Raw genomic sequence first — 19,852 nt, 5'->3', positions numbered from 1 at the left:
CATGCCAGGGCCGCCGATGACGAAAGGGAGACCACGCAACTTTTTGAAGGAAGCTACATGCTCGATCTTTCGAATCTCAGGATTGGAGCCCGTCTCGGGCTGGGCTTTGCGCTGTTGCTGCTGCTCCAGCTGGTCATCACGGGCATCGGCCTGCACCAGATGGCCAATCTTTCGGAGCGCATCGCCTTCGCTACCGAGGTCGGCCAGCGCAAGCTCGACGAACTCAACAACGTGCAATCCGCCATCGGCAAGCGCGCCATCGCGGCGCGCAACCTGGCGCTGGTGAATGACTCGGCAGGGCAGAAAGGCGACATCGAACTCGTCGGCAGCTCCCAGCGCGAGATCGACGCCGGCCTGCAGAGCCTGGCCACGGTGATGGCAGACCCGGCCGCCTCCACCCCCGAAGAACGCAAGATGCTCGAGAAGCTGCGCGCGCTCGAGGCGCAGTACCTGCCCATTGCCAGGAATGTGGTCGCGCTCGCCACCTCGCACCAGACCGAAGCTGCAGTCAGGGTGCTGACCCAGGAGTGCATGCCGCTGCTCAACCAGGTGCTGGCGCATGTCGCGGCCTTCCAGGCGCAACTGAAGAAGAGCGCCGACGAAAGCACCGCGTCGACCCAGGCCGCGTACCAGCGCGCCAAGTGGCTGATCGTATGGATCAGCTGCGCTTCATTGGTCGGCGGGTTGCTGCTGGCCTTTCGCATGACGCGCTCGATCACGCGGCCTCTCGTGCAGGCGGTGACGGTGGCGCAGCAGGTGGCTTCGGGCGACCTGACGGCGCGCATCGAGGTGGCCGATTCCTCGGAGTCGGGCATGCTGATGCGTGCCCTGCGCTCCATGAACGACGAGCTGGCCAAGGTGGTGGGGCAGGTGCGCGACGGCACCGATTCCATCGCCACGGCGTCGAGCCAGATCGCCTCGGGCAACCGCGACCTGTCTTCGCGCACCGAGGCGCAGGCCAGTTCGCTGGAGCAGACGGCGGCCTCGATGCAGGAGCTGACCTCCACCGTCAAGCAGAACGCCGACAACGCACGGCTGGCCAACCAGCTGGCCGACTCGGCCTCGCAGGTGGCTTCGCGCGGCGGCGCAGTGGTGGATCAGGTGGTGCAGAAGATGGCGTCCATCAACGCCTCGTCGCGCAAGGTGGTGGAAATCATCGGCGTGATCGACGGCATCTCGTTCCAGACCAACATCCTCGCGCTGAACGCGGCGGTGGAGGCGGCGCGTGCCGGCGAGCAGGGGCGCGGCTTTGCTGTGGTGGCGTCGGAGGTGCGCAGCCTGGCGCAGCGCTCGGCCGCGGCCGCGAAGGAAATCAAGACGCTGATCGGTGACTCGGTGGAAGAGGTCGACGCGGGCAGCACGCTGGTCAACGAAGCCGGCAAGACCATGGAAGAGATCATGGGCAGCGTGCGGCGCGTGACGGACATCATGGCGGAGATCACCGCGGCCAGCCAGGAGCAGTCGGCCGGCATCGAGCAGGTGAACGACGCCATCAAGCAGATGGACCGCACCACGCAGCAGAACGCGGCGCTGGTCGAGCAGGCGTCAGCCGCCGCGCAGTCGATGAACGATCAGGCCGCGGGCCTGGTGCATGCGGTGCGCATGTTCAAGCTGGCCTGAGTGCCGCGAGCGCGCCCGGGGCAGGGGCGGCTCAACCCTTCTTGCGCCACTGCTCGCGCCAGAGCTTGTCGAGCTGGGGTGCGAGCGCGGCAGGCGGCGTGCCCACCAGCCGGTTCTTGCCGTCGCGCTGCACCAGGCCGTAGATGCGGCCCGAGCCCTGGTCGTACAGGGCGATGGCGTTGTTGTCGTAGCAGTCGTGCGGCTTGCAGAAGGCATGCAGCAGGTAGCGCGTGCCGTCGACCGTCACCCATTGGGGCTCGGGCGCCGGGCCTTCGCGGCGCACCAGCCAGCGGTCGGTTTCTCGCGTGCCGAGTGCGGCGCGCCAGGCCTTCTGCATGGCCGGTCCCTGCGCCAGCGCGGCGGGGCTGCCGGTGGGCGGTGCCGGCTGCTTCGCTGGCGCCGCGGCCTCGGCCGGCGGCGGCACGGCGCGCGCGGCACCGTCGCAGCGCCAGTAGCGCAGCTTCATCATGTCGGGGCCGAGCTGGCCGGCGACGGGTTTCTCGGCGTCCAGCGTGATCGACTGGCCCCGAGCCTCGCGGTAGACCAGGAATGTCATGGCGCCGGCCTTGGCCACGCTGCTCATCAGCGCCACGTCGAAGTTGGGCGGCGGCGGGCTGTTGCCGAAGAAGCTGTGGGCCGTTTGCGGAGCGGTGCCGACCACGCGGCGCTTGCCGCTTTCGGCGATCAGCATGTCGGCATGCACCTGCACGGTGGGCGCGGCGGCGTTGGCGCAGTCGGTCGACCAGCGTCCGCCGTACTGCGCCATCGCATCGGCGGGCAGGCCCGACGAAGCGGCCTGCGACCACGACACGGCCGGCATGCAGGCCGCCATGCCGAGCAGGGCGGTGGCTACGAGCATTCGGGACGGGGTCTTCTTCATTTTCATTCGATGTGTTTGCCGGATGTGCTTGCAGTGTGTGCTTCTCATGCCGTCTTCGGCGCGGGTGTCTTGGGCTTGTAGTCGCAGAGGGTGGCGACCGCGCATTCCCAGCAACGCGGCTTGCGCGCCACGCAGACGTAGCGTCCGTGCAGGATGAGCCAGTGGTGCGCGTGCAGCCGGTACTGCAGTGGGACGCGCTTCTCCAGCTTGAGTTCCACCTCCAGCGGCGTCTTGCCCGGCGCGAGCCCGGTGCGGTTGCCCATGCGGAAGATGTGCGTGTCGACCGCGATGGTGGCCTCGCCGAAGGCCACGTTCAGCACCACGTTGGCGGTCTTGCGGCCCACGCCGGGCAGCGCCTCCAGCTCGGCGCGGGTGCGCGGCACTTCGCCGCCGTGCTGCTCCACCAGCATGCGGCAGGTCTCGATCAGGTGCCTGGCCTTGCTGCGGTACAGGCCGATGGTCTTGATGTATTCCTCCAGGCCCTCCACGCCGAGGCCGAGGATGGCCTGCGGCGTGTTCGCCACCGGGAACAGCTTGCGGGTGGCCTTGTTCACGCCCACGTCGGTGGCCTGCGCGGACAGCAGCACGGCTGCCAGCAGCTCGAAGGGCGTGGTGTATTCGAGTTCGGTCCTGGGTTCGGGGTTGGCCGCCTGCAATGTGGCGAAGAAGAGGGGGATGTTTTCTTTTTTCATGGGGCGAGCATCGGCTTTAGCGCAATATATCGTTGAAAGGCCAAAGCCTTACGCAGCTTTATTGCCCGCCGCTTTCGCGACAATGGCACCCCAGAAAGAGAGCCAGACCATGCAATTCGCCTCCCGACTCGACAACGTCGAGACCTCCGCCATCCGCGAACTCTTCAAGCTGCTGGGCAAGCCCGGCATCATCAGTTTCGCGGGCGGCTTCCCTGACAGCGCCATGTTCGACGTCGAGGGCCTCAAGGAGGCGAGCAACAAGGCACTCACCGAAGAACCCGGCGGCGCGCTGCAATACGGCGCCACCGAAGGCTACGAGCCGCTGCGCACGCAGCTGAGCGCCTTCATGAAGACCAAGGGCGTCGACGTCGAGCCCGGCGGCCTGATCGTCACCACCGGCAGCCAGCAGGCGCTCGACCTGCTGGGCAAGACCATGATCTCGCCCGGTGACAAGGTGATCGTCGAGGGCCCGACCTTCCTGGCCACCATCCAGTGCTTCCGCCTGTACGGCGCGCAGCTCATCAGCGCGCCCATCGACGCCAACGGCGTGAAGACCGACGAGCTCGAAAAGCTCATCGCCGAGCACAAGCCCAGGTTCGTCTACCTGATTCCCACCTTCGGCAACCCCAGCGGCGCCATGCTGAGCCTGGAGCGCCGCAAGAAGGTGCTCGAGCTGGCCGTGAAGTACCAGACGCTGATCGTCGAGGACGACCCCTACGGTGACCTCTACTTCGGCGAAGCCCCGCCGCCGTCGATCATGGCCCTGAGCAAGGACGTGCCCGGCAGCCGCGAGCTGCTGGCCCACTGCGGCAGCCTGAGCAAGGTGCTGAGCCCCGGCCTGCGCATCGGCTGGATGATCGCCCCGCCCGAGCTGCTGGCCAAGGCCACCATGTGCAAGCAGTTCAGCGACGCGCACACCAGCACCTTCTCGCAGGCCACCGCGGCCCAGTACCTCAAGAGCGGCCGCATGCCGGCTACGCTGGCGCATGTGCGCGAGGTGTACGGCCAGCGTGCGCAGGCCATGGGCAATGCGCTCAAGCGCGAACTGGGCGATGCGGTGAGCTTCACCCAACCCAGCGGAGGCCTTTTCTTCTGGGCCCGCCTCACGGGTGCCAACGGCAAGCTGGCCGATGCGAACGAACTGGCCAAGCGCGCCATCGAGAAGCTGGTTGCCTTCGTGCCCGGCGCGCCGTTCTTTGCCGAGAAGCCCGACGTGGCCACGCTGCGCCTGAGCTTCGCGACGGCCGACGTGGCGAAGATCGAAGAGGGCGTCAAGCGCCTGGGTCAGGCGCTGTAAATCACGGGGAGCGGTGCAGGCGGGGCGCCGCGAGCAGCTCCAGGTTGTCCGCAATGGCCGCATCCACGTTCGGATAGCGGCCTTTCATTTTCGAGAGCGTCATGATGGTCTGGAGCGCCTTCAGGTCCTTGACCGAGGGCGCGACCTTGATCTGCGCGATGGCGGCGGTGGGATTGCCACCGTTGATCAATGCCATCACCTTGCTTGCCCAGTCGTTTGCGCGCGCCATGTCTTTCACCTGCTTTCGTTTGAAGCGCCGACTGTACACAGCGACGCGGCGGGGGCGTTACGATCACCCATGAGAAAAACCTTTCAGCTTCAGGTCGAGGGCAAGCACCCCGACCGTCTCCTCGAAGCCATCAAGCACGAGATCCGCAAGTACATCAAGCGCGAACGACGGCGCGAATTGCCCGAAGGCGCGGACTTCTGGGACTTCGACTGCAAGTTCGGCGCGGCCGAGGAATCGGCCGAAGTCGTCCACCTCTCGGCCATCACCGGCCTGATCGACGGCGTGGTCAAGGACGGCGGCAAGCAGTTCTATGTCGAGGTCGTGGCCAAGCCCGGCAAGCGCAAGCCGCGGCCCGAGGGTGAGGCCGCTCCTGGTTCTTCCGAAACGGAAGAAGACTGAGCCTGCCTTTGGTCTAGATCAGCGCCTGCGCCAGCCGCAGGCCGTAGCGCTGCTCAGCATCGTGCAGCGCACGCGCGATCGACGGGTGCAGCCGCACCCCGTTCTTCGATTGCGCTTCCCTGCGCTTCAACCCGCCTTCGCCCGGCAGCCGCACAGGCTTGGCCGGGTCGATGGGCGTGTTGGCGCGGCACTGCGCGGCCACGTGGTCCATCTGGCGCAGGAAGGCGTCCTTGCCGCCGAAGGCGTTCAGGTCGTGCAGCGTGATGTGCACCGTGGCGCCCCAGCCTTCGGGCGGGTCGGCCCGGCCGTGGCCCGCGAGGCCGGCGGTGAGTGTCTCGACCAGCAGCGCCATGCCGTAGCCCTTGTGGCCGTGGCTCAGGCCGCCCACCGGCAGCAGCGTGCCGGGCGGCTGGTCGAACAGCACCTGCGGATCGTTCGACGGTTTGCCGGCGGCGTCGATCAGCCATTCCTCGGCGAAGGTTTCACCGGCCGCACGCTTGCGGTTGCTCATGCCGTTGGTGGTGATGGAAGCCGAGATGTCGACCATCACGCCGCCTTGCGACAGCGGAAAGCCCATGGCCAGCGGGTTCGGCGTGAACACGGCCTGCGTGCCGCCGAAGGGCGCGACGCTGGCGGCGTTGGGGTCGGAGCAGGCCAGCAGCATCAGCATGTCTTCCTGCAGCGCGCGCAGCATGTAGACGGCGAGGCAGGCGATGTGGTGGCTGCGGCGGATGACGAGCGAGGCGGTGCCCAGTTCACGCGCACGCGGCACGAGCAGATCCATGCCCTGGTCCATGAGCCACGGGCCGGGCAGGCGCTTGCCGTCCCACAGTACGGCGGCGGGGCGGTCGGACAGCACTTCGGGTGAGCCGTCGCGGGTCATGCCGCCCGATTCAAGTTCTTTCACGTAGCCGGCCAGCAGCGCGAGGCCGTGGGTGTCGTGGCCCAGCAGGTCGCCTTCGACCAAGGTGCGGGCGACGCTGTCGGACCTGGATGCTTCGAGTCCGGCTTTTTGGAGGAGGGCGCTGGCGTAGTCCTTGAGGGCGTCGGCGCGGTAGAGCGGGGCGGTGTCGGTCATGTCAGTGCTCCGTTGTCTCGTTGTGTTGTTTGCTGTCCGTTCGGGGCGTGATCGCCCCAGGAACCACGCCCCAACCGGTCATCGCAGTATTTCGAGAACGCGGTCCAGGCCGCCTTCATTGATGGCAACCATCGCCTGCTCGCGCACCTTCGGCTTCGCGTGGTAGGCCACCGAGAGACCGGCTTCGCCCATCATCGGCAGGTCGTTGGCACCGTCTCCGACGGCGATGGTTTCCTGCGGCGAGATGCCCATGAGCGAAGCCACCTCGAGCAGCGTGCGGCGTTTTTCGGCGCCGTCGCAGATGTCGCCCCAGCTTTGCGTGACGACCTCGCCCGTGAGCTTGCCGTCGGCTTCGTCGAGCAGGTTGGAGCGCGCGAAGTCGATGCCCAGGCGGTCCTTCACGCGGTTCGCGAAAAAGGTGAAACCGCCCGACACCAGCAGCACCCTGAGGCCGGCTTTCTTGCAGGCCCCAACCAGCTCGCTCGCGCCGGGGTTGAGCTTCAGCCGCTCGTCGTACACCTGCTGCAGCGCTTCGACCGGCACACCCTTCAGCAGCGCCACGCGGCGGCGCAGGCTCTCCTTGAAGTCCTTGATCTCGCCGCGCATCGTGGCTTCGGTGATGGCGGCCACCTCGGCCTTCTTGCCGACCGCGTCAGCAATTTCGTCGATGCACTCGATGTTGATCAGCGTCGAGTCCATGTCGAACGCGATCAGCTTGAAGTCGGCCAGCTTCAGCGGCGGCTTCACGCGCTGGATGACCAGGCCGGGGGAGATTTCTTGAATGGCGCTCATGCGGTGGCGGTCTCCTTGACGATGGGTTGGCCCAGGCTGCGCAGCACGTCGCGCACCAGTTGGGCCCGGTCTTTCGGCTCTTTCAGTTCGCGCTCGATGCGCAGCTTTTCGTTGCCGGCCAGCTTGATGTGCTTGTTCTTCTGGATCAGCTGGATGATGGCCATGCCGTCGACCGGCGCGTCTTTCCTGAAGGTGATGTTGATGATGCCCGGCGCGGCATCGACCTTCACCACGCCGTACGGCCGCGCCAGCACGCGCAGGCGGTGCGTGTCGATCAGCGTCTGCGCCTGCGGCGGCAGCTTGCCGAAGCGGTCGACGATTTCTTCGAGCAGCGTGTCGATCTGGTCGGGCGTCTTCGCGGTGGCCAGCTTCTTGTAGAACGACAGCCGCAGGTGCACGTCGCCGCAGTAGTCGTCCGGCAGCAGCGCGGGGGCGTGCAGGTTGATCTCGGTGGTGACCGAAAGCGGCGACAGCAGGTCGGGCTCCTGGCCGGCCTTGAGCGCGCGCACGGCCTCGCTGAGCATCTCGTTGTAGAGCTGGAAGCCGATTTCCATCATGTTGCCGCTCTGGCTTTCGCCCAGCACCTCGCCAGTGCCGCGAATCTCCAGGTCATGCATGGCCAGGTAGAAGCCGGAACCCAGCTCTTCCATCTGCTGGATGGCGTCGAGCCGCTGGGCCGCCTGCTTGGTCAGGCCCTCGGTGTCGGGCACCATGAGGTAGGCATACGCCTGGTGGTGCGAACGGCCGACGCGGCCGCGCAGCTGGTGCAGCTGCGCCAGGCCGAACTTGTCGGCGCGGCTCATCACGATGGTGTTGGCGGTCGGCACGTCGATGCCGGTCTCGATGATGGTCGAGCACAGCAGCAGGTTGTAGCGCTGCGCCACGAAGTCGCGCATCACGCGCTCCAGCTCGCGCTCCGGCATCTGGCCGTGGGCCACGGCGATACGGGCCTCGGGCAATATCTCTTCCAGCTTCTGGCGGCGGTTCTCGATGGTCTCGACCTCGTTGTGCAGGAAGTAGACCTGCCCGCCGCGCTTGAGCTCGCGCAGCACGGCCTCGCGGATCACGCCCGTGCCTTCGTTGCGCACGAAGGTCTTGATGGCAAGGCGCCGCTGCGGCGCGGTGGCGATCACGCTCAGGTCGCGCAGGCCTTCCAGCGCCATGCCCAGCGTGCGCGGAATCGGCGTGGCGGTGAGCGTGAGCACGTCGACCTCGGCGCGCATGGCCTTCATCGCTTCCTTGTGGCGCACACCGAAGCGGTGTTCCTCGTCGATGATCAGCAGGCCCAGGTTCTTGAACTTGACCGACTGCGAGAGCAGCTTGTGCGTGCCGACCACGATGTCGACCTGGCCCTCTGCCAGCCCCTTGGCAGCGGTGGTGATTTCCTTGGCCGAGCGGAAGCGGCTCATCTCGGCCACCTTCACCGGCCACTTGGCGAAGCGGTCGACCAGCGTCTGGTAGTGCTGCTCTGCCAGCAGCGTGGTTGGCGCGAGGAAGGCCACCTGCTTGCCGCCGGTGACGGCGATGAAGGCGGCGCGCAGCGCCACTTCGGTCTTGCCGAAGCCCACGTCGCCGCACACCAGGCGGTCCATGGGCTGGGGCGAGATCATGTCCTGCACCACCGCATGGATCGCGGCCTTCTGGTCGGCGGTTTCCTGGAAGCCGAAGTCGTTGGCGAACACCTCGTAGTCGGCCGGCGAATAGCGGAAGGCATGGCCTTCGCGCGCGGCGCGGCGGGCGTAGATGTTGAGCAGCTCGGCAGCCGAGTCGCGCACCTGCTCGGCGGCCTTGCGCTTGGCTTTTTCCCACTGGCCGGAGCCCAGCTTGTGCAACGGGGCCTCGTCGGCGCTGACGCCGGTGTAGCGGCTGATCTGGTGCAACTGCGACACCGGCACGTAGAGCGTGGCCTTGTCGGCGTACTCCAGGTGCAGCATTTCCTGCAGCAGGGGCTTGCCGTCGGGGCCGTTGCCCTGGCCCAGGTCCATGTGGATCAAGCCGCGGTAGCGGCCGATGCCGTGCGCGGTGTGGACCACGGGGTCGCCGACGTTCAGCTCCGACAAGTCCTTGATGAGCGCTTCGACGTCGCTGACCTGTTCCTGCTTCTTGTTGCGCCGGCGCGTGGTGGGCGCGGTGGCGAACAGCTCGGTCTCGGTGACGAGGTCGATACCCTGTTCGCGCCACGCGAAGCCCGAAGCCAGCGCGGCGGTGGCGATGCCGACCTTCTCGTCGGTCGAGGCTTCGAACTCGGCCAGCGAGTCGAAGGCCGGCGGGTTCACGCCGCTGGCGCGCAGGAAGTCGAGCAGGCTCTCGCGGCGGCCGTCGCTCTCGGCGATCAGCAGCACGCGGTGCGGCGTCTTCGCGATGTGCGCCTTGAGGCCTACCAGCGGGTCTTCGGCGCCGCGCACCACGGCGAAGGGCGGGAGCTTGTCGAACTCGGCGTAGGGCGCCTCGGTGGGCACATCGCCACGGATGGCGAGTTGCGCATGGGGCTTGGCGCGCTGGTAGAACTGCTCGGCGTTCAGGAACAGCGCTTCGGGCGGCAGCGCCGGGCGCTCGGGGTCGCCCTGCACCAGCCGGTAGCGCTCGTTGGTGTCCTGCCAGAAATGCTGGAACGCTGGCTCCAGGTCGCCGTGCAGCACCACGGTGGCGTCGGGGCCGAGGTAGTCGAACACCGTGGCCGTCTCGTCGAAGAACAGCGGCAGGTAGTACTCGATGCCGGCCGTGGCCACGCCGTTGCCCATGTCCTTGTAGATGCGGCTCTTGGTCGGGTCGCCCTCTAGCAGCTCGCGCCAGCGGCTGCGGAAGCGCCCGCGCGCGTCTTCGTCCATCGGGAACTCGCGGCCGGGCAGCAGGCGTACCTCGGGCACGGGGTAGAGGCTGCGCTGGGTGTCGGGGTCGAAGGTGCGGATGGAGTCGATCTCGTCGTCGAACAGGTCGACGCGGAACGGCACCGGCGAACCCATGGGGAACAGGTCGATCAGCCCGCCGCGCACTGCGTATTCGCCAGGGCTCACCACCTGCGTCACATGGCTGTAGCCGGCCAGCGTGAGCTGGGCCTTGAGCTTCGATTCCTCGAGCTTCTGCTTGGCCTTGAAGTGGAAGGTGTAGCCGGCCAGGAAGGACGGCGGCGCCAGGCGGTAGAGCGCGGTGGTGGCGGGCACCAGCACCACGTCGGCCTCTTTCTGGCTGATGCGCCAGAGGGTGGCCAGGCGTTCGCTGATCAGGTCCTGGTGGGGCGAGAAGCTGTCGTAGGGCAGCGTCTCCCAATCGGGGAACAGGGCGCAGCGCAGGTCGGGAGCGAAGAAGGCGATTTCGTCGATCAGGCGCTGGGCGTCGTTGGCATCGGCGGTGAACATCGCCGTGGCGCGCCCGGCGGCTTTCTCGCGCATGGCCAACTGCGCCAGCAGCAGTGCATCGGCCGACAACGGGGGACGCGGCAGCGTGAAACGCTTGCCCGCCGTGAGATGGGGGAGGTCCATGGAACGCTTAGGAAATGCACAACACCCCGCGCCGGCTGGCGAGGGGTGTGCGAAGGGCAATTCTAGAATGGCGGCCCTTCATCCGCTTGTCGGCCATTGGCCCGCCCGTACAGGACCTCATGTCTTCTTCCCGCCTTTTCGTGCTGATTCCCTGCGCCGGCTCCGGCCATCGCGCGGGCCATGGGCAGTCCACCCAGCCCAAGCAGTACCGGCGCCTGGCCGGCCTGCCGATGGTGGCGCACACGCTGGAGGCCTTCCGGGCCCTGGCGGGGCGTTTCGCGGGGCTGGCGCTGGTGGTGTCGCCGGACGACCGCGACGTGGACGCCGCGCTGCCGCGCTTTCCCGCCGAGAACGAATACCTGCTGCGCGTAGGCGGCCTGACCCGGGCGGCCACGGTGCGCAACGGCCTGGCGGCGCTGCGGCAGAAGGGCGCCGGCGCGCACGACTGGGTGCTGGTGCACGACGCGGCGCGCTGCCTCGTCAGTTCGAGCCAGATCGAGGCGCTGATCGCGGCCTGCGAGCACGACGCCGTGGGCGGCCTGCTGGCCCACCGGCTGGCGGACACGCTGAAAGCATCGACCACGGAAAGCCGCGTGGCCCAGACCCTGCCGCGCGCCGACAAGTGGCTGGCGCAAACGCCTCAGATGTTCCGCATCGGCATGCTGCTCGACGCGCTGGAGCGCATCGGCGACGCCGTGACCGACGAGGCCGGCGCCATCGAGGCCATCGGCCTGTCGCCGCTGCTGGTGCCGGGCAGCGCCCAGAACTTCAAGGTGACCTACCCCGAAGACTTCGCACTCGCCGAGGCGGTGCTGCTCGGGCGCAGGAAGGGCATGGCATGACGAGCGCTTTCAATTTCCGCGTCGGCGAGGGCTGGGACGTTCACCAGCTGGTGGCGGGGCGCAAGCTGATCCTGGGCGGCATCGAGGTGCCGCACGTCACGGGCCTGCTGGGCCATTCGGACGCCGACGTGCTGCTGCACGCCATTACCGACGCGCTGCTGGGCGGCGCCGGGCTGGGCGACATCGGCCGGCATTTTCCGGACACCGACCCGCAGTTTCGCGGTGCCGATTCGTCCGTGCTGCTGGCCGAGGCAGCACGCCGGGTGCGCGCGGCGGGCTGGGAGATCGGCAACGTCGACAGCACCGTGATCGCCCAGGCGCCCAAGCTGGCGCCGCACATTCCGCTCATGTGCCAGCGCATCGCCGACACGCTGGGCGTGGCGCTGGAACAGGTGAACGTGAAGGCCAAGACGGCCGAGAAGCTGGGCCCGGTGGGCGAAGGCCGCGCGATGGAAGCGCGCGCGGCCGTTCTGCTGCACCGCTGACGCGGCGGCGCTCAGGCCGGCTTCTTGCCGCCTGGCAAATCGCCGGGCTTGCCGGCACCCGCCGGCATTGCGCGCGGCATCCGGATATGGGCCGCGAGGCCGCGCCCCGGCGTGCTGGTCAGCGCAAAGGTGCCGCCCATTCGCTCGATGTTCTTCGCCACGATCGACAGGCCCAGGCCCGCGCCGGCCGCCGAAGTGCGGGCGGTGTCGCCACGGAAGAAGGGCTTGGTCAGTTGCGAGAGCAGGGCGGGCTCCACGCCCGCGCCGTGGTCGCGCACCTTGATCAGCACCGCATCGTTGTTGGCCTGCGCCTGGATCGTCACGTCGGCCACGCCGGTGGAAGGCGTCTTGCCGTAGCGCCGTGCGTTCTCGACCAGGTTGGAGATCACCCGCGTGAGCTCGACCTCGTCGCCCAGCACGCGCAGGTCGGCGGGCACGTCGACGGTGATGTTCATTTCGTCGTAGTCCTGCACGGCGTAGGTGCAGGCGTCGACCACGTCGCGCAGCAGCACGGGGCGCGGATCGACATGGTCGGGCCGGGCGTAGTCCAGGAACTTGTCGATGATCGCGTCGAGCTGGGCGATGTCGGCGGCCATGTGGTCGCGCGCGTCTTCGTCGGCCACGCTCATCTCGGTTTCCAGCCGCAGCCGTGCCAGCGGCGTGCGCAGGTCGTGCGAGATGCCGGCCAGCATGATGGCTCGGTCCTGCTCGATCTTGGCGAGCTGGTCGGCCATGCGGTTGAAGCCGATGTTCACGGCGCGGATCTCGTTGGTGCGGGCGCGCTCGTCGAGCCGGTGGGCTTCGTACTCGCCTTCGCGCACCTGCATGGTCGCGCGTGACAGCTGCTTGAGCGGCAGGTTGATGAGCCGCGTGATCAGCGCCGCCCCGGCCAGCGACAGCGCCATCGCCGTGCTGAGCCAGACCAGCCAGGTGCGCCCGCCCACGCGGCTGAAGCGCGTGGGGTCGAGCAGCAGCCAGTAGGTGTCGCTCTCGATGGTGAAGCCGATCCACAGGCCGGCTTCGTCGTTCACGCGGCTGGCCACCGTGGTGCCTTCGCCAAGCTGGTCGATCAGCTCCTCGGTCACGCGCAGGTCGAGCGCGCCACTGGTGTAGGGCTCGAAGCGGTCGTTGGGCTCGCGCGGGAGGATGCGCACGCCTTCCTGGTCGGCCAGTGTCTTGATCAGCGAGACCCGGGTGATCGCGTCCGAATACACCAGCGCCGCGCGCGTGAGGTTCACGAGCGAGGCGATCTGGTGCGCGGTCTGGATGGCTCGGGGCTCGTATTCGAGCGAGCGGAAGGTCTGCAGCCAGGCGACCGTACAGCCGATCAGCAGCAGCGCGAGCAGGAAGAAGGTGCGCCAGAAGAGGCTGAAGCCCAGCTTGAGGCCGGGGCGGCGGTCACGCTGGGAGCTCGCCTCGAGCGGGCTCGGCATCGTGACCTGCGCGCCGTCCTCCTGGACCAGGCCCGGTCTGGCGGGTTGGCCGATGGCCACCTTTCAACGGGGCGTCAGGCCGTGCCGTCCGGCACGAACACGTAGCCCACGCCCCAGACGGTCTGGATGTAGCGCGGCGCAGCGGCGTCGGACTCGACCAGCTTGCGCAGGCGCGAGATCTGCACGTCCAGGCTGCGGTCGAAGGGCTCGAACTCGCGCCCGCGCGCCAGCTGGGCCAGCTTTTCGCGCGACAGCGGTTGACGCGGATGGCGCACCAGCGCCTTCAGCATCGCGAACTCGCCGGTGGTCAGCGAGAGTTCTTCGCCATCCTTCTTCAGGGTGCGCGAGCCGAGATCGAACGCGAACGGGCCGAAGGTGACGGTCTCGTTCTCTGTGGAGGGGGCGCCGGGCGCCTCGAGCGGCGGGCGGCGGCGCAGCACGGCGTGCACACGGGCCAGCAGTTCGCGGGGGTTGAAGGGCTTGCCGAGGTAGTCGTCGGCGCCGACTTCGAGACCGACGATGCGGTCCACATCCTCGCCCTTGGCGGTGAGCATGATGATCGGCGTGCGGTCATTGGCGGCACGCAGGCGGCGGCAGACCGAGAGGCCGTCTTCGCCGGGCATCATCAGGTCGAGCACGATCAGGTCGACCGTGTCGCGCAACAGGATGCGGTTGAGCGCCTTGCCGTCCTCGGCCACGATCACTTCGAAGCCTTCTTGCGTCAGGTAGCGGCGCAGCAGGTCGCGGATGCGGGCGTCGTCGTCGACGATCACGATCTTGTCGGTGCGAGCGGGAACTTGAGTCATTTCTACAACGATGAATTTGTAACAGGGCCGATTCTGAAGGCGTTAAGGACTCGTTGAGCCAGATTTACTTATGGTTTGACACTAAGTTACAAAACTTGCGGACGCTCGCGGTCTGGTCACCAGCGGTACGCGTTGAGGTGGCAAAGTTCCTGCTGCCTTATGACTTTCGCTCAATGAGACACCCATTATTCGCCCGGTCATTTCTTGTCGCCTGTGCCTGCGCGCCGTTGTGGGCGCAGGCGGTTCCAGGCAATTTCATGAGGGTCGGCGAGGTGCGCCGCAGCGAGGTTCGCGATGCCGTCGCAGCCCATCGGGCCGGGCAGCGCGAAGAGGTCCGCCGCGAGGAAGCCGTGGCCGGCCGGCGCCTGACGGCCGCCGAGTTGTTCGAGCTGCGCCAGCAGGTTCGCGGCCAATGGACCCCGCCCGCCGCGGGTGCATTGGTCAATTCGGCAGAATCGCAGCCGGCCGAGCGGATCGCGCCGGCACCGCCGACCGAGGCCCGTCCGCTGACGTATCCCAGCAGCCAACGCCGCTGAGGCGCTCCGGCGGGCCAGCCAGCTTGCTTGCTGGCCTCGGCTTGTCTTTTCATACCAACTGGGGAGAACTACACCTTGAAAACCATCAAATTGCTCGCGGCCTGCGCCGCCCTGGCCGTGGCCGGCACCGCCATTGCGCAAAGCGTTGTCACGCCCGCGCCGCAGAACGTGCTGCAGCTGTCGGCGACCGGAACGGTCGAGGTGCAGCAGGACATGCTGAGCATGACGCTCACGACCACCCGCGACGCTGCCGATGCCGCCACCGTGCAGACGCAGCTCAAGGCAGCGCTCGATGCCGCCCTGAGCGAGGCCAGGAAGAGCGCCCAGCCGGGCCAGCTGGACGTGCACACAGGCAATTTCAGCCTGTCGCCGCGCTACACCAAGGACGGCAAGATCAATGGCTGGCAGGGCTCCACCGAGCTGGTGCTCGAAGGCCGCGATTTCCCGCGCATCACCCAGACCGCCGGCCGCATCAGCACGCTGAGCGTGGGCAACGTCGGTTTCGGCCTGAGCCGCGAGCAGCGCGCCAAGACCGAGGCCGAGGCACAGGGCATTGCCATCGATAACTTCAAGCAGAAGGCCGCCGAGCTGGCCAAGGGCTTCGGCTTCGGCGGCTACACCCTGCGCGAGGTGTCGGTGAACGCGAGCGACAACGGCCCGCGCCCGCGCATGATGGCGATGCAGGCGAAGGCGTCGTTCTCGTCCGATTCGGCCGTGCCGGTCGAGGCCGGCAAGACCAGCGTGATCGTGAACGTGTCGGGTTCCGTGCAGCTCAAATAAGAAGGCTGCGTACCGCCGGGCTACCCTTTACTGGGCAGTCCAGCCGCCGTCCATGGCCCAGGCAACGCCCCGGACCTGGTCGGCCGCCGGCGAGCACAGGAACACGGCCAGGCCGCCCAGTTGCTCGACGGTGGTGAACTGCAGCGAAGGCTGCTTTTCGCCCAGCAGCTCGTTCTGCGCCTGCGCGGCCGTGATGCCTTCGCGCGCCGCGCGGTCGTCGATCTGCTTTTGCACCAGCGCCGTGAGCACCCAGCCGGGGCAGATGGCATTGACGGTGACGCCGGTGGTCGCGGTTTCCAGTGCGACCGACTTGGTCAGGCCGACGATGCCGTGCTTGGCCGCCACGTAGGCCGACTTCTGCGCCGAGGCCACGAGCCCGTGGGCGGAGGCAATGTTGATGACGCGGCCCCAGTTGGCCTCGCGCATCGCCGGAATCGCCAGCCGGGTCGTATGAAATGCGCTGGTGAGGTTGATTGCGATGATGGCGTCCCAACGTTCGGCGGGGAAGTCCTCGACCTTGGCCACGTGCTGGATGCCGGCGTTGTTCACAAGGATGTCGACACGGCCGAACTTCGAGGCGGCGAACTTCATCATGTCCTCGATCTGCCCGGGCTTGCTCATGTCGGCCCCGTGGTACTCGGCGCGAACGCCCAGCGCCTCGATCTGGGACTTGGGGGCCTCGGCGTCGCCGAAACCATTGAGCACGATGTTCGCGCCCTGTTGCGCGAGCGACTTGGCGATGGCCAGGCCGATGCCACTGGTGGACCCCGTGACAAGCGCGGTTTTGCCTTTGAGCATGTAGATCAATCTCCGGATGAATTAGGATGCGACGAGACAATTATCCGCACCAGGACGACTTCGTTTTCATGACTGAACCGACGCTTCATTACGTGGCGTGCGACGACGCCCAAGGCGGCCATCGCATGGCCTATTGGCAATGGGGCGACGCACGCAGTGCGCACGTCGTCGTCTGCGTGCACGGGCTGACCCGGCAGGGGCGCGACTTCGACCTGCTGGCACAGGCCATCGTGGCGCGCGCCGGCGGCAACGTGCGCGTGGTCTGCCCCGACGTGGCCGGGCGCGGGCGCAGCGACTGGCTGCGCGATCCAGCCTTCTACCAGGTGCCAGTCTATGCGGCCGACATGGTGGCGCTGGTGGCGCAACTGCACCGCGAACAGGTCATCGACACGCTCGACTACATCGGCACCAGCATGGGCGGTTTGATCGGCTTCGTGCTCGCGGGACACAAGGAACTGCCGCTGGCGCGGCCGATCCGCCGCTTCGTCCTCAACGATGTCGGCCCGACGATTGAGCCCGCTGCGGTGCAGCGCATCGGTGCCTATGTAGGCAAGAGCGGCCGCTACGAGAGCGTGCAGGCGGCGGCCGATGCCATGTGGGCGCTGTCGACCACCTTCGGACCGCACACGCCTGAGCAATGGCTCGCGCTGTCGCGCCACATGGTGGTGCCGGCGTCGCAGCGCACGGCCGACGGCTCGGCCAAGGTCGATGTGAGCGGCGAAAAAGGCGGCAAGCAGGGCGGCTGGCTGCTGCACTACGACCCCGCCATCGGCGTGGCGCTGCGGGCCATCACGCCCGAAGCTGCGGCGCAGGGCGGCGCGATCATGTGGGGGCTGTACGACGCCATAGAGGCGCGTACGCTCATCACGCGCGGCGCAGTGTCCGATCTGCTGTCGCGCGAAACCGCGCAAGCGATGACGCAGCGCGGCCCGCATGCCGCGCTGGTCGAGTTCGAAGGTGTCGGCCATGCGCCGACCTTCGTCGACCCCGCGCAGATCGCTGTCGTCACCCGCTTCCTGTTCGATTGAGTGAAGAAGCGTGAAGCGCGATTCATCGAGCCTCCAGACGGCGCCCGTGTCCGACATGGCCATGGTCGACTATCCGTTGTCCGCCGCAACTGCCGAGCGCTCGCCGGTGATGGAGAACATGCTGGCGCGCGCGCGTGCGTTCGCCGAGCCGCTGATCGCCGATGAGAAGCTGGACACGGGAGAGAACACGCTCGCACATGCCGACGCAGTGGCCGCCATCGTCGCGAAGATGGGTGGCTCCGAGGCGATGCAGGCGGCGAGCTACCTGGTCTATGCCTGTCAGCACCTGAACCGTCCGCAGGAGGTGATCGCCAAGGTGTTCGGCGACAACTTCGCGGCGCTCGCGGTCGAGACGACCAAGCTGGTGCGCGTGCAGGAGCAGGCGCGTTCGGCCTCGCAGGGGCATCACGCCGAAGGCGCGGGTGCGCAAACGGAGAACGTGCGCAAGATGCTGCTGGCGTTCTCGCGCGACTTGCGCGTGGTGATGCTGCGGCTGGCTTCGCGCCTGCAGACCTTGCGGCACGCGGCGGCAAGCAAGCAGCCGGCGCCCGAAGGCGTGGCGCGCGAGTCGCTGCAGGTGTTTGCGCCGCTGGCCAACCGGCTGGGCATCTGGCAGGTGAAGTGGGAGATCGAGGATCTTTCGTTCCGCTTCCTCGAGCCCGAAACCTACAAGCTGATCGCGCGGCTGCTCGACGAGAAGCGCATCGAGCGCGAAGGGCACGTCGAGCAACTGCGTTCGCAACTGGAGCGCGAACTGCAGGCCGAGGGCGTCAAGGCCACGGTGCAGGGGCGGCCCAAGAATATCTACAGCATCGTCAAGAAGATGCGCGGCAAGTCGCTCGACTTCGCGCAAGTCTTCGACATCCTCGCGCTGCGCGTAGTGGTGCCCGACGTGAAGGACTGCTATGCGGCCCTGGCCTGGGTGCATTCGCACTTCCAGCCCATCGACGAGGAGTTCGACGACTACATCGCTCGGCCGAAGCCCAACGGATATCAGTCGCTGCACACGGTGGTGCGCGAGCTGGTCGATGGCAAGCCGGGCAAGCCCATCGAGATCCAGATCCGCACCGAAGAAATGCACGACCATGCCGAGCACGGCGTGGCCGCGCACTGGGCCTACAAGGAAGCCGGCCACAAGGGTTATGCGGGCGTGTGGGCCAGCGGCGAGTACGACGCAAAGATCGCGGTGCTGCGGCAACTGCTGGCGTGGGAGCGTGATCTGTCCGGCGGGCTGCAGGGACAAGGCCTGTTCGACGACCGCATCTATGTACTGACGCCCGATGCGGCGATCGTCGAGCTGCCGCAGGGAGCCACGCCGGTCGACTTTGCGTATACGGTGCACACGACGCTGGGCCATCGCTGCCGCGGTGCGCGTGTCGATGGCGCGATGGTGCCGCTTAACACGCCGCTGTCGAACGGGCAGACGGTCGAGATCATCGCCGCCAAGGAAGGCGGGCCCTCGCGTGACTGGCTCAACGCGGAACTCGGCTATCTCGCCAGCCATCGTGCGCGCGCGAAGGTGCGTGCATGGTTCAACGCGCAGATCACGCACGAGACCGTGGCGCGTGGGCGCGAGGCGGTCGAGAAGCTGCTGCAGCGCGAAGGCAAGACGGCGGTGCGGCTGGAAGACCTGGCTTCGCAGCTCGGCTTCAAGTCGGCGGACCATCTGTTCGAAGTCGTCGGCAAGGACGAGTTCTCCCTGCGCAACATCGAGACGCTGCTGCGTCCGCCGGAGCCGACGCCCGGGCCGGACGATGGCGTGCTCATCAAGAAGGCGCGCGGCAGCGAGAAGTCGGGCAAGGGCGGCGTGCTGGTGGTTGGCGTGTCTTCATTGATGACGCAACTGGCCAAGTGCTGCAAGCCCGCGCCGCCGGATGCGATTCGCGGCTTCGTCACGCGCGGGCATGGCGTCAGCGTTCACCGCAGCGATTGCAGCAACTTCCGCACGATGGCGGCCAAGGATGGCGAGCGCGTGATCGATGTCGAGTGGGGTGCTCCCAAGAAGGGCGCGGAAGTGCCTGTGTATGCGGTGGACGTGGCTGTGGAAGCAGCAGACCGCCAGGGTCTGCTGCGCGATATCTCCGACGTCTTTGCGCGCGAGAAGATGAACGTGATCGGCGTGCAGACGCAATCGATCAAGGGCACGGCGTGGATGACGTTCACCGTCGAAATCGCAGATGCCGCGCGGCTCACGCAGGTGCTTGGCGTGGTCACTGCAGTAATTGGCGTGCGATCTGCACGTCGTCGCTAAAAAGTGCCATTTCTCCTGCTACAATAGCTGCTTCTCGGACACATCCTTAGGCGCGTAGCTCAGCTGGTTAGAGCACCACCTTGACATGGTGGGGGTCGTTGGTTCGAGTCCAATCGCGCCTACCAATTTTCCCTCTGAAGAAGACCAGTCTTCAGGCTTACAGGGAAAATTTGAAAACTGCAGCTGCCAGCAAAAGCAGCCTGCAATTTTTCTTTCTTACCGCCCCGATGGCACTATCGATTTATCTCGCATAAATCCGACGCAAGCGTTCGGGTGTTCGCGTCATGCAGTCTGGTTTTGGAAGACCTCGGCCATGTTGTTGTGCTACCTTGAGGGCTCTGAAATTTCATTCCAATTTTCTTGATTAGCGATCCGATACATACGCGATCAACGCTGGTTGATCGGGCTCATGCCGAGAGGCGTCTTG

General features: G+C 67.0%; 18 protein-coding genes and 1 tRNA gene. 10 read left to right on the top strand and 9 right to left on the bottom strand.

The features are described 5' to 3' along the window. The first annotated feature begins 57 nt into the window (after positions 1–57). On the top strand, positions 58–1,620 hold the full coding sequence (locus ACQY8B_RS12505; RefSeq protein ID WP_422086989.1) for a methyl-accepting chemotaxis protein: 1,563 nt from the start codon (positions 58–60) through the stop codon (positions 1,618–1,620). Between the two features lie 31 nt (positions 1,621–1,651). Here ACQY8B_RS12505 and ACQY8B_RS12500 read toward each other — a convergent pair whose 3' ends face one another. Together ACQY8B_RS12500 and nth are read right to left on the bottom strand one after the other, a co-directional pair. Beyond that, complete coding sequence (locus ACQY8B_RS12500; protein ID WP_422086988.1) at positions 1,652–2,479, bottom strand: Ivy family c-type lysozyme inhibitor; 828 nt, start codon at positions 2,477–2,479, stop codon at positions 1,652–1,654. Between the two features lie 65 nt (positions 2,480–2,544). After that, positions 2,545–3,192, bottom strand: coding sequence for an endonuclease III (nth, locus tag ACQY8B_RS12495; RefSeq protein WP_422086987.1), 648 nt, complete (start codon positions 3,190–3,192; stop codon positions 2,545–2,547). 109 nt (positions 3,193–3,301) lie between these two features. Between nth and ACQY8B_RS12490 the strand changes: the two genes are divergently transcribed. Then, on the top strand, positions 3,302–4,489 hold the full coding sequence (locus ACQY8B_RS12490; protein ID WP_422086986.1) for a PLP-dependent aminotransferase family protein: 1,188 nt from the start codon (positions 3,302–3,304) through the stop codon (positions 4,487–4,489). Between the two features lies 1 nt (position 4,490). Here ACQY8B_RS12490 and ACQY8B_RS12485 read toward each other — a convergent pair whose 3' ends face one another. Continuing rightward, on the bottom strand, positions 4,491–4,718 hold the full coding sequence (locus ACQY8B_RS12485; RefSeq protein ID WP_081267286.1) for a hypothetical protein: 228 nt from the start codon (positions 4,716–4,718) through the stop codon (positions 4,491–4,493). Between the two features lie 69 nt (positions 4,719–4,787). Here ACQY8B_RS12485 and ACQY8B_RS12480 point away from each other — a divergent pair, with 69 nt between their 5' ends. Next, on the top strand, positions 4,788–5,117 hold the full coding sequence (locus ACQY8B_RS12480; RefSeq protein WP_422086985.1) for a DUF6172 family protein: 330 nt from the start codon (positions 4,788–4,790) through the stop codon (positions 5,115–5,117). A gap of 13 nt (positions 5,118–5,130) precedes the next feature. Here ACQY8B_RS12480 and ACQY8B_RS12475 read toward each other — a convergent pair whose 3' ends face one another. The 3 genes from ACQY8B_RS12475 to mfd all read right to left on the bottom strand — a co-directional run bounded on the left by ACQY8B_RS12475 (position 5,131) and on the right by mfd (position 10,466). Next, the gene (locus ACQY8B_RS12475; protein WP_422086984.1) at positions 5,131–6,195 is read right to left on the bottom strand and encodes an Ldh family oxidoreductase; all 1,065 of its coding nucleotides are present in this window, start codon (positions 6,193–6,195) and stop codon (positions 5,131–5,133) included. A 78-nt stretch (positions 6,196–6,273) separates the two neighbouring features. Continuing rightward, a complete protein-coding gene (gene serB / locus ACQY8B_RS12470) occupies positions 6,274–6,987 on the bottom strand; it encodes a phosphoserine phosphatase SerB (protein ID WP_422086983.1) in 714 nt (237 codons plus the stop codon). Continuing rightward, positions 6,984–10,466 (bottom strand): transcription-repair coupling factor, encoded by a 3,483-nt coding sequence (mfd, locus tag ACQY8B_RS12465; RefSeq protein ID WP_422086982.1) that lies wholly within the window; start codon positions 10,464–10,466, stop codon positions 6,984–6,986. Before mfd ends, serB begins: the two co-directional genes overlap by 4 nt. Before the next feature lie 119 nt (positions 10,467–10,585). Between mfd and ispD the strand changes: the two genes are divergently transcribed. Then, positions 10,586–11,308 (top strand): 2-C-methyl-D-erythritol 4-phosphate cytidylyltransferase, encoded by a 723-nt coding sequence (gene ispD / locus ACQY8B_RS12460; protein WP_422086981.1) that lies wholly within the window; start codon positions 10,586–10,588, stop codon positions 11,306–11,308. Then, a complete protein-coding gene (ispF, locus tag ACQY8B_RS12455) occupies positions 11,305–11,793 on the top strand; it encodes a 2-C-methyl-D-erythritol 2,4-cyclodiphosphate synthase (protein WP_422086980.1) in 489 nt (162 codons plus the stop codon). The genes ispD and ispF overlap by 4 nt, the downstream gene beginning before the upstream one ends. A gap of 11 nt (positions 11,794–11,804) precedes the next feature. Here ispF and ACQY8B_RS12450 read toward each other — a convergent pair whose 3' ends face one another. Further along, positions 11,805–13,226, bottom strand: a complete 1,422-nt coding sequence (locus ACQY8B_RS12450) for an ATP-binding protein (RefSeq protein ID WP_422089190.1) — start codon at positions 13,224–13,226, stop codon at positions 11,805–11,807. A 74-nt stretch (positions 13,227–13,300) separates the two neighbouring features. Further along, the gene (gene ompR, locus ACQY8B_RS12445; RefSeq protein WP_007837017.1) at positions 13,301–14,032 is read right to left on the bottom strand and encodes a two-component system response regulator OmpR; all 732 of its coding nucleotides are present in this window, start codon (positions 14,030–14,032) and stop codon (positions 13,301–13,303) included. A gap of 257 nt (positions 14,033–14,289) precedes the next feature. On the opposite strand from ompR, the gene ACQY8B_RS12440 reads away from it, so the two are divergent. Together ACQY8B_RS12440 and ACQY8B_RS12435 are read left to right on the top strand one after the other, a co-directional pair. Then, the gene (locus tag ACQY8B_RS12440; RefSeq protein WP_422086979.1) at positions 14,290–14,568 is read left to right on the top strand and encodes a hypothetical protein; all 279 of its coding nucleotides are present in this window, start codon (positions 14,290–14,292) and stop codon (positions 14,566–14,568) included. Positions 14,569–14,643: 75 nt separating this feature from the next. After that, complete coding sequence (locus ACQY8B_RS12435) at positions 14,644–15,348, top strand: SIMPL domain-containing protein (protein WP_422086978.1); 705 nt, start codon at positions 14,644–14,646, stop codon at positions 15,346–15,348. A 27-nt stretch (positions 15,349–15,375) separates the two neighbouring features. On the opposite strand, the gene ACQY8B_RS12430 is transcribed toward ACQY8B_RS12435, so the two are convergent. Continuing rightward, positions 15,376–16,146 carry a 3-hydroxybutyrate dehydrogenase gene (locus tag ACQY8B_RS12430; RefSeq protein ID WP_422086977.1) on the bottom strand — a complete coding sequence of 257 codons (771 nt, stop codon included), beginning with the start codon at positions 16,144–16,146 and terminating at the stop codon, positions 15,376–15,378. A 26-nt stretch (positions 16,147–16,172) separates the two neighbouring features. On the opposite strand from ACQY8B_RS12430, the gene ACQY8B_RS12425 reads away from it, so the two are divergent. The 3 genes from ACQY8B_RS12425 (at position 16,173) to ACQY8B_RS12415 (ending at position 19,550) form a co-directional block, all read left to right on the top strand. Continuing rightward, entirely contained in the window at positions 16,173–17,174 is a 1,002-nt protein-coding gene (locus tag ACQY8B_RS12425; RefSeq protein WP_422086976.1) for an alpha/beta fold hydrolase, read from the top strand. A 55-nt stretch (positions 17,175–17,229) separates the two neighbouring features. Next, positions 17,230–19,425: a RelA/SpoT family protein gene (locus ACQY8B_RS12420; protein ID WP_422089189.1), complete on the top strand. Its 2,196-nt coding sequence runs from the start codon at positions 17,230–17,232 to the stop codon at positions 19,423–19,425. Positions 19,426–19,473: 48 nt separating this feature from the next. Next, positions 19,474–19,550: transfer RNA gene (locus tag ACQY8B_RS12415), tRNA-Val, on the top strand. The last annotated feature ends 302 nt before the right edge of the window (positions 19,551–19,852 follow it).

Origin of the sequence: Variovorax sp., from assembly GCF_965279555.1 — a bacterium.
Classification (GTDB): Bacteria; Pseudomonadota; Gammaproteobacteria; order Burkholderiales; family Burkholderiaceae_C; genus Variovorax.
This window is presented reverse-complemented; position numbering and strand designations above follow the sequence as displayed.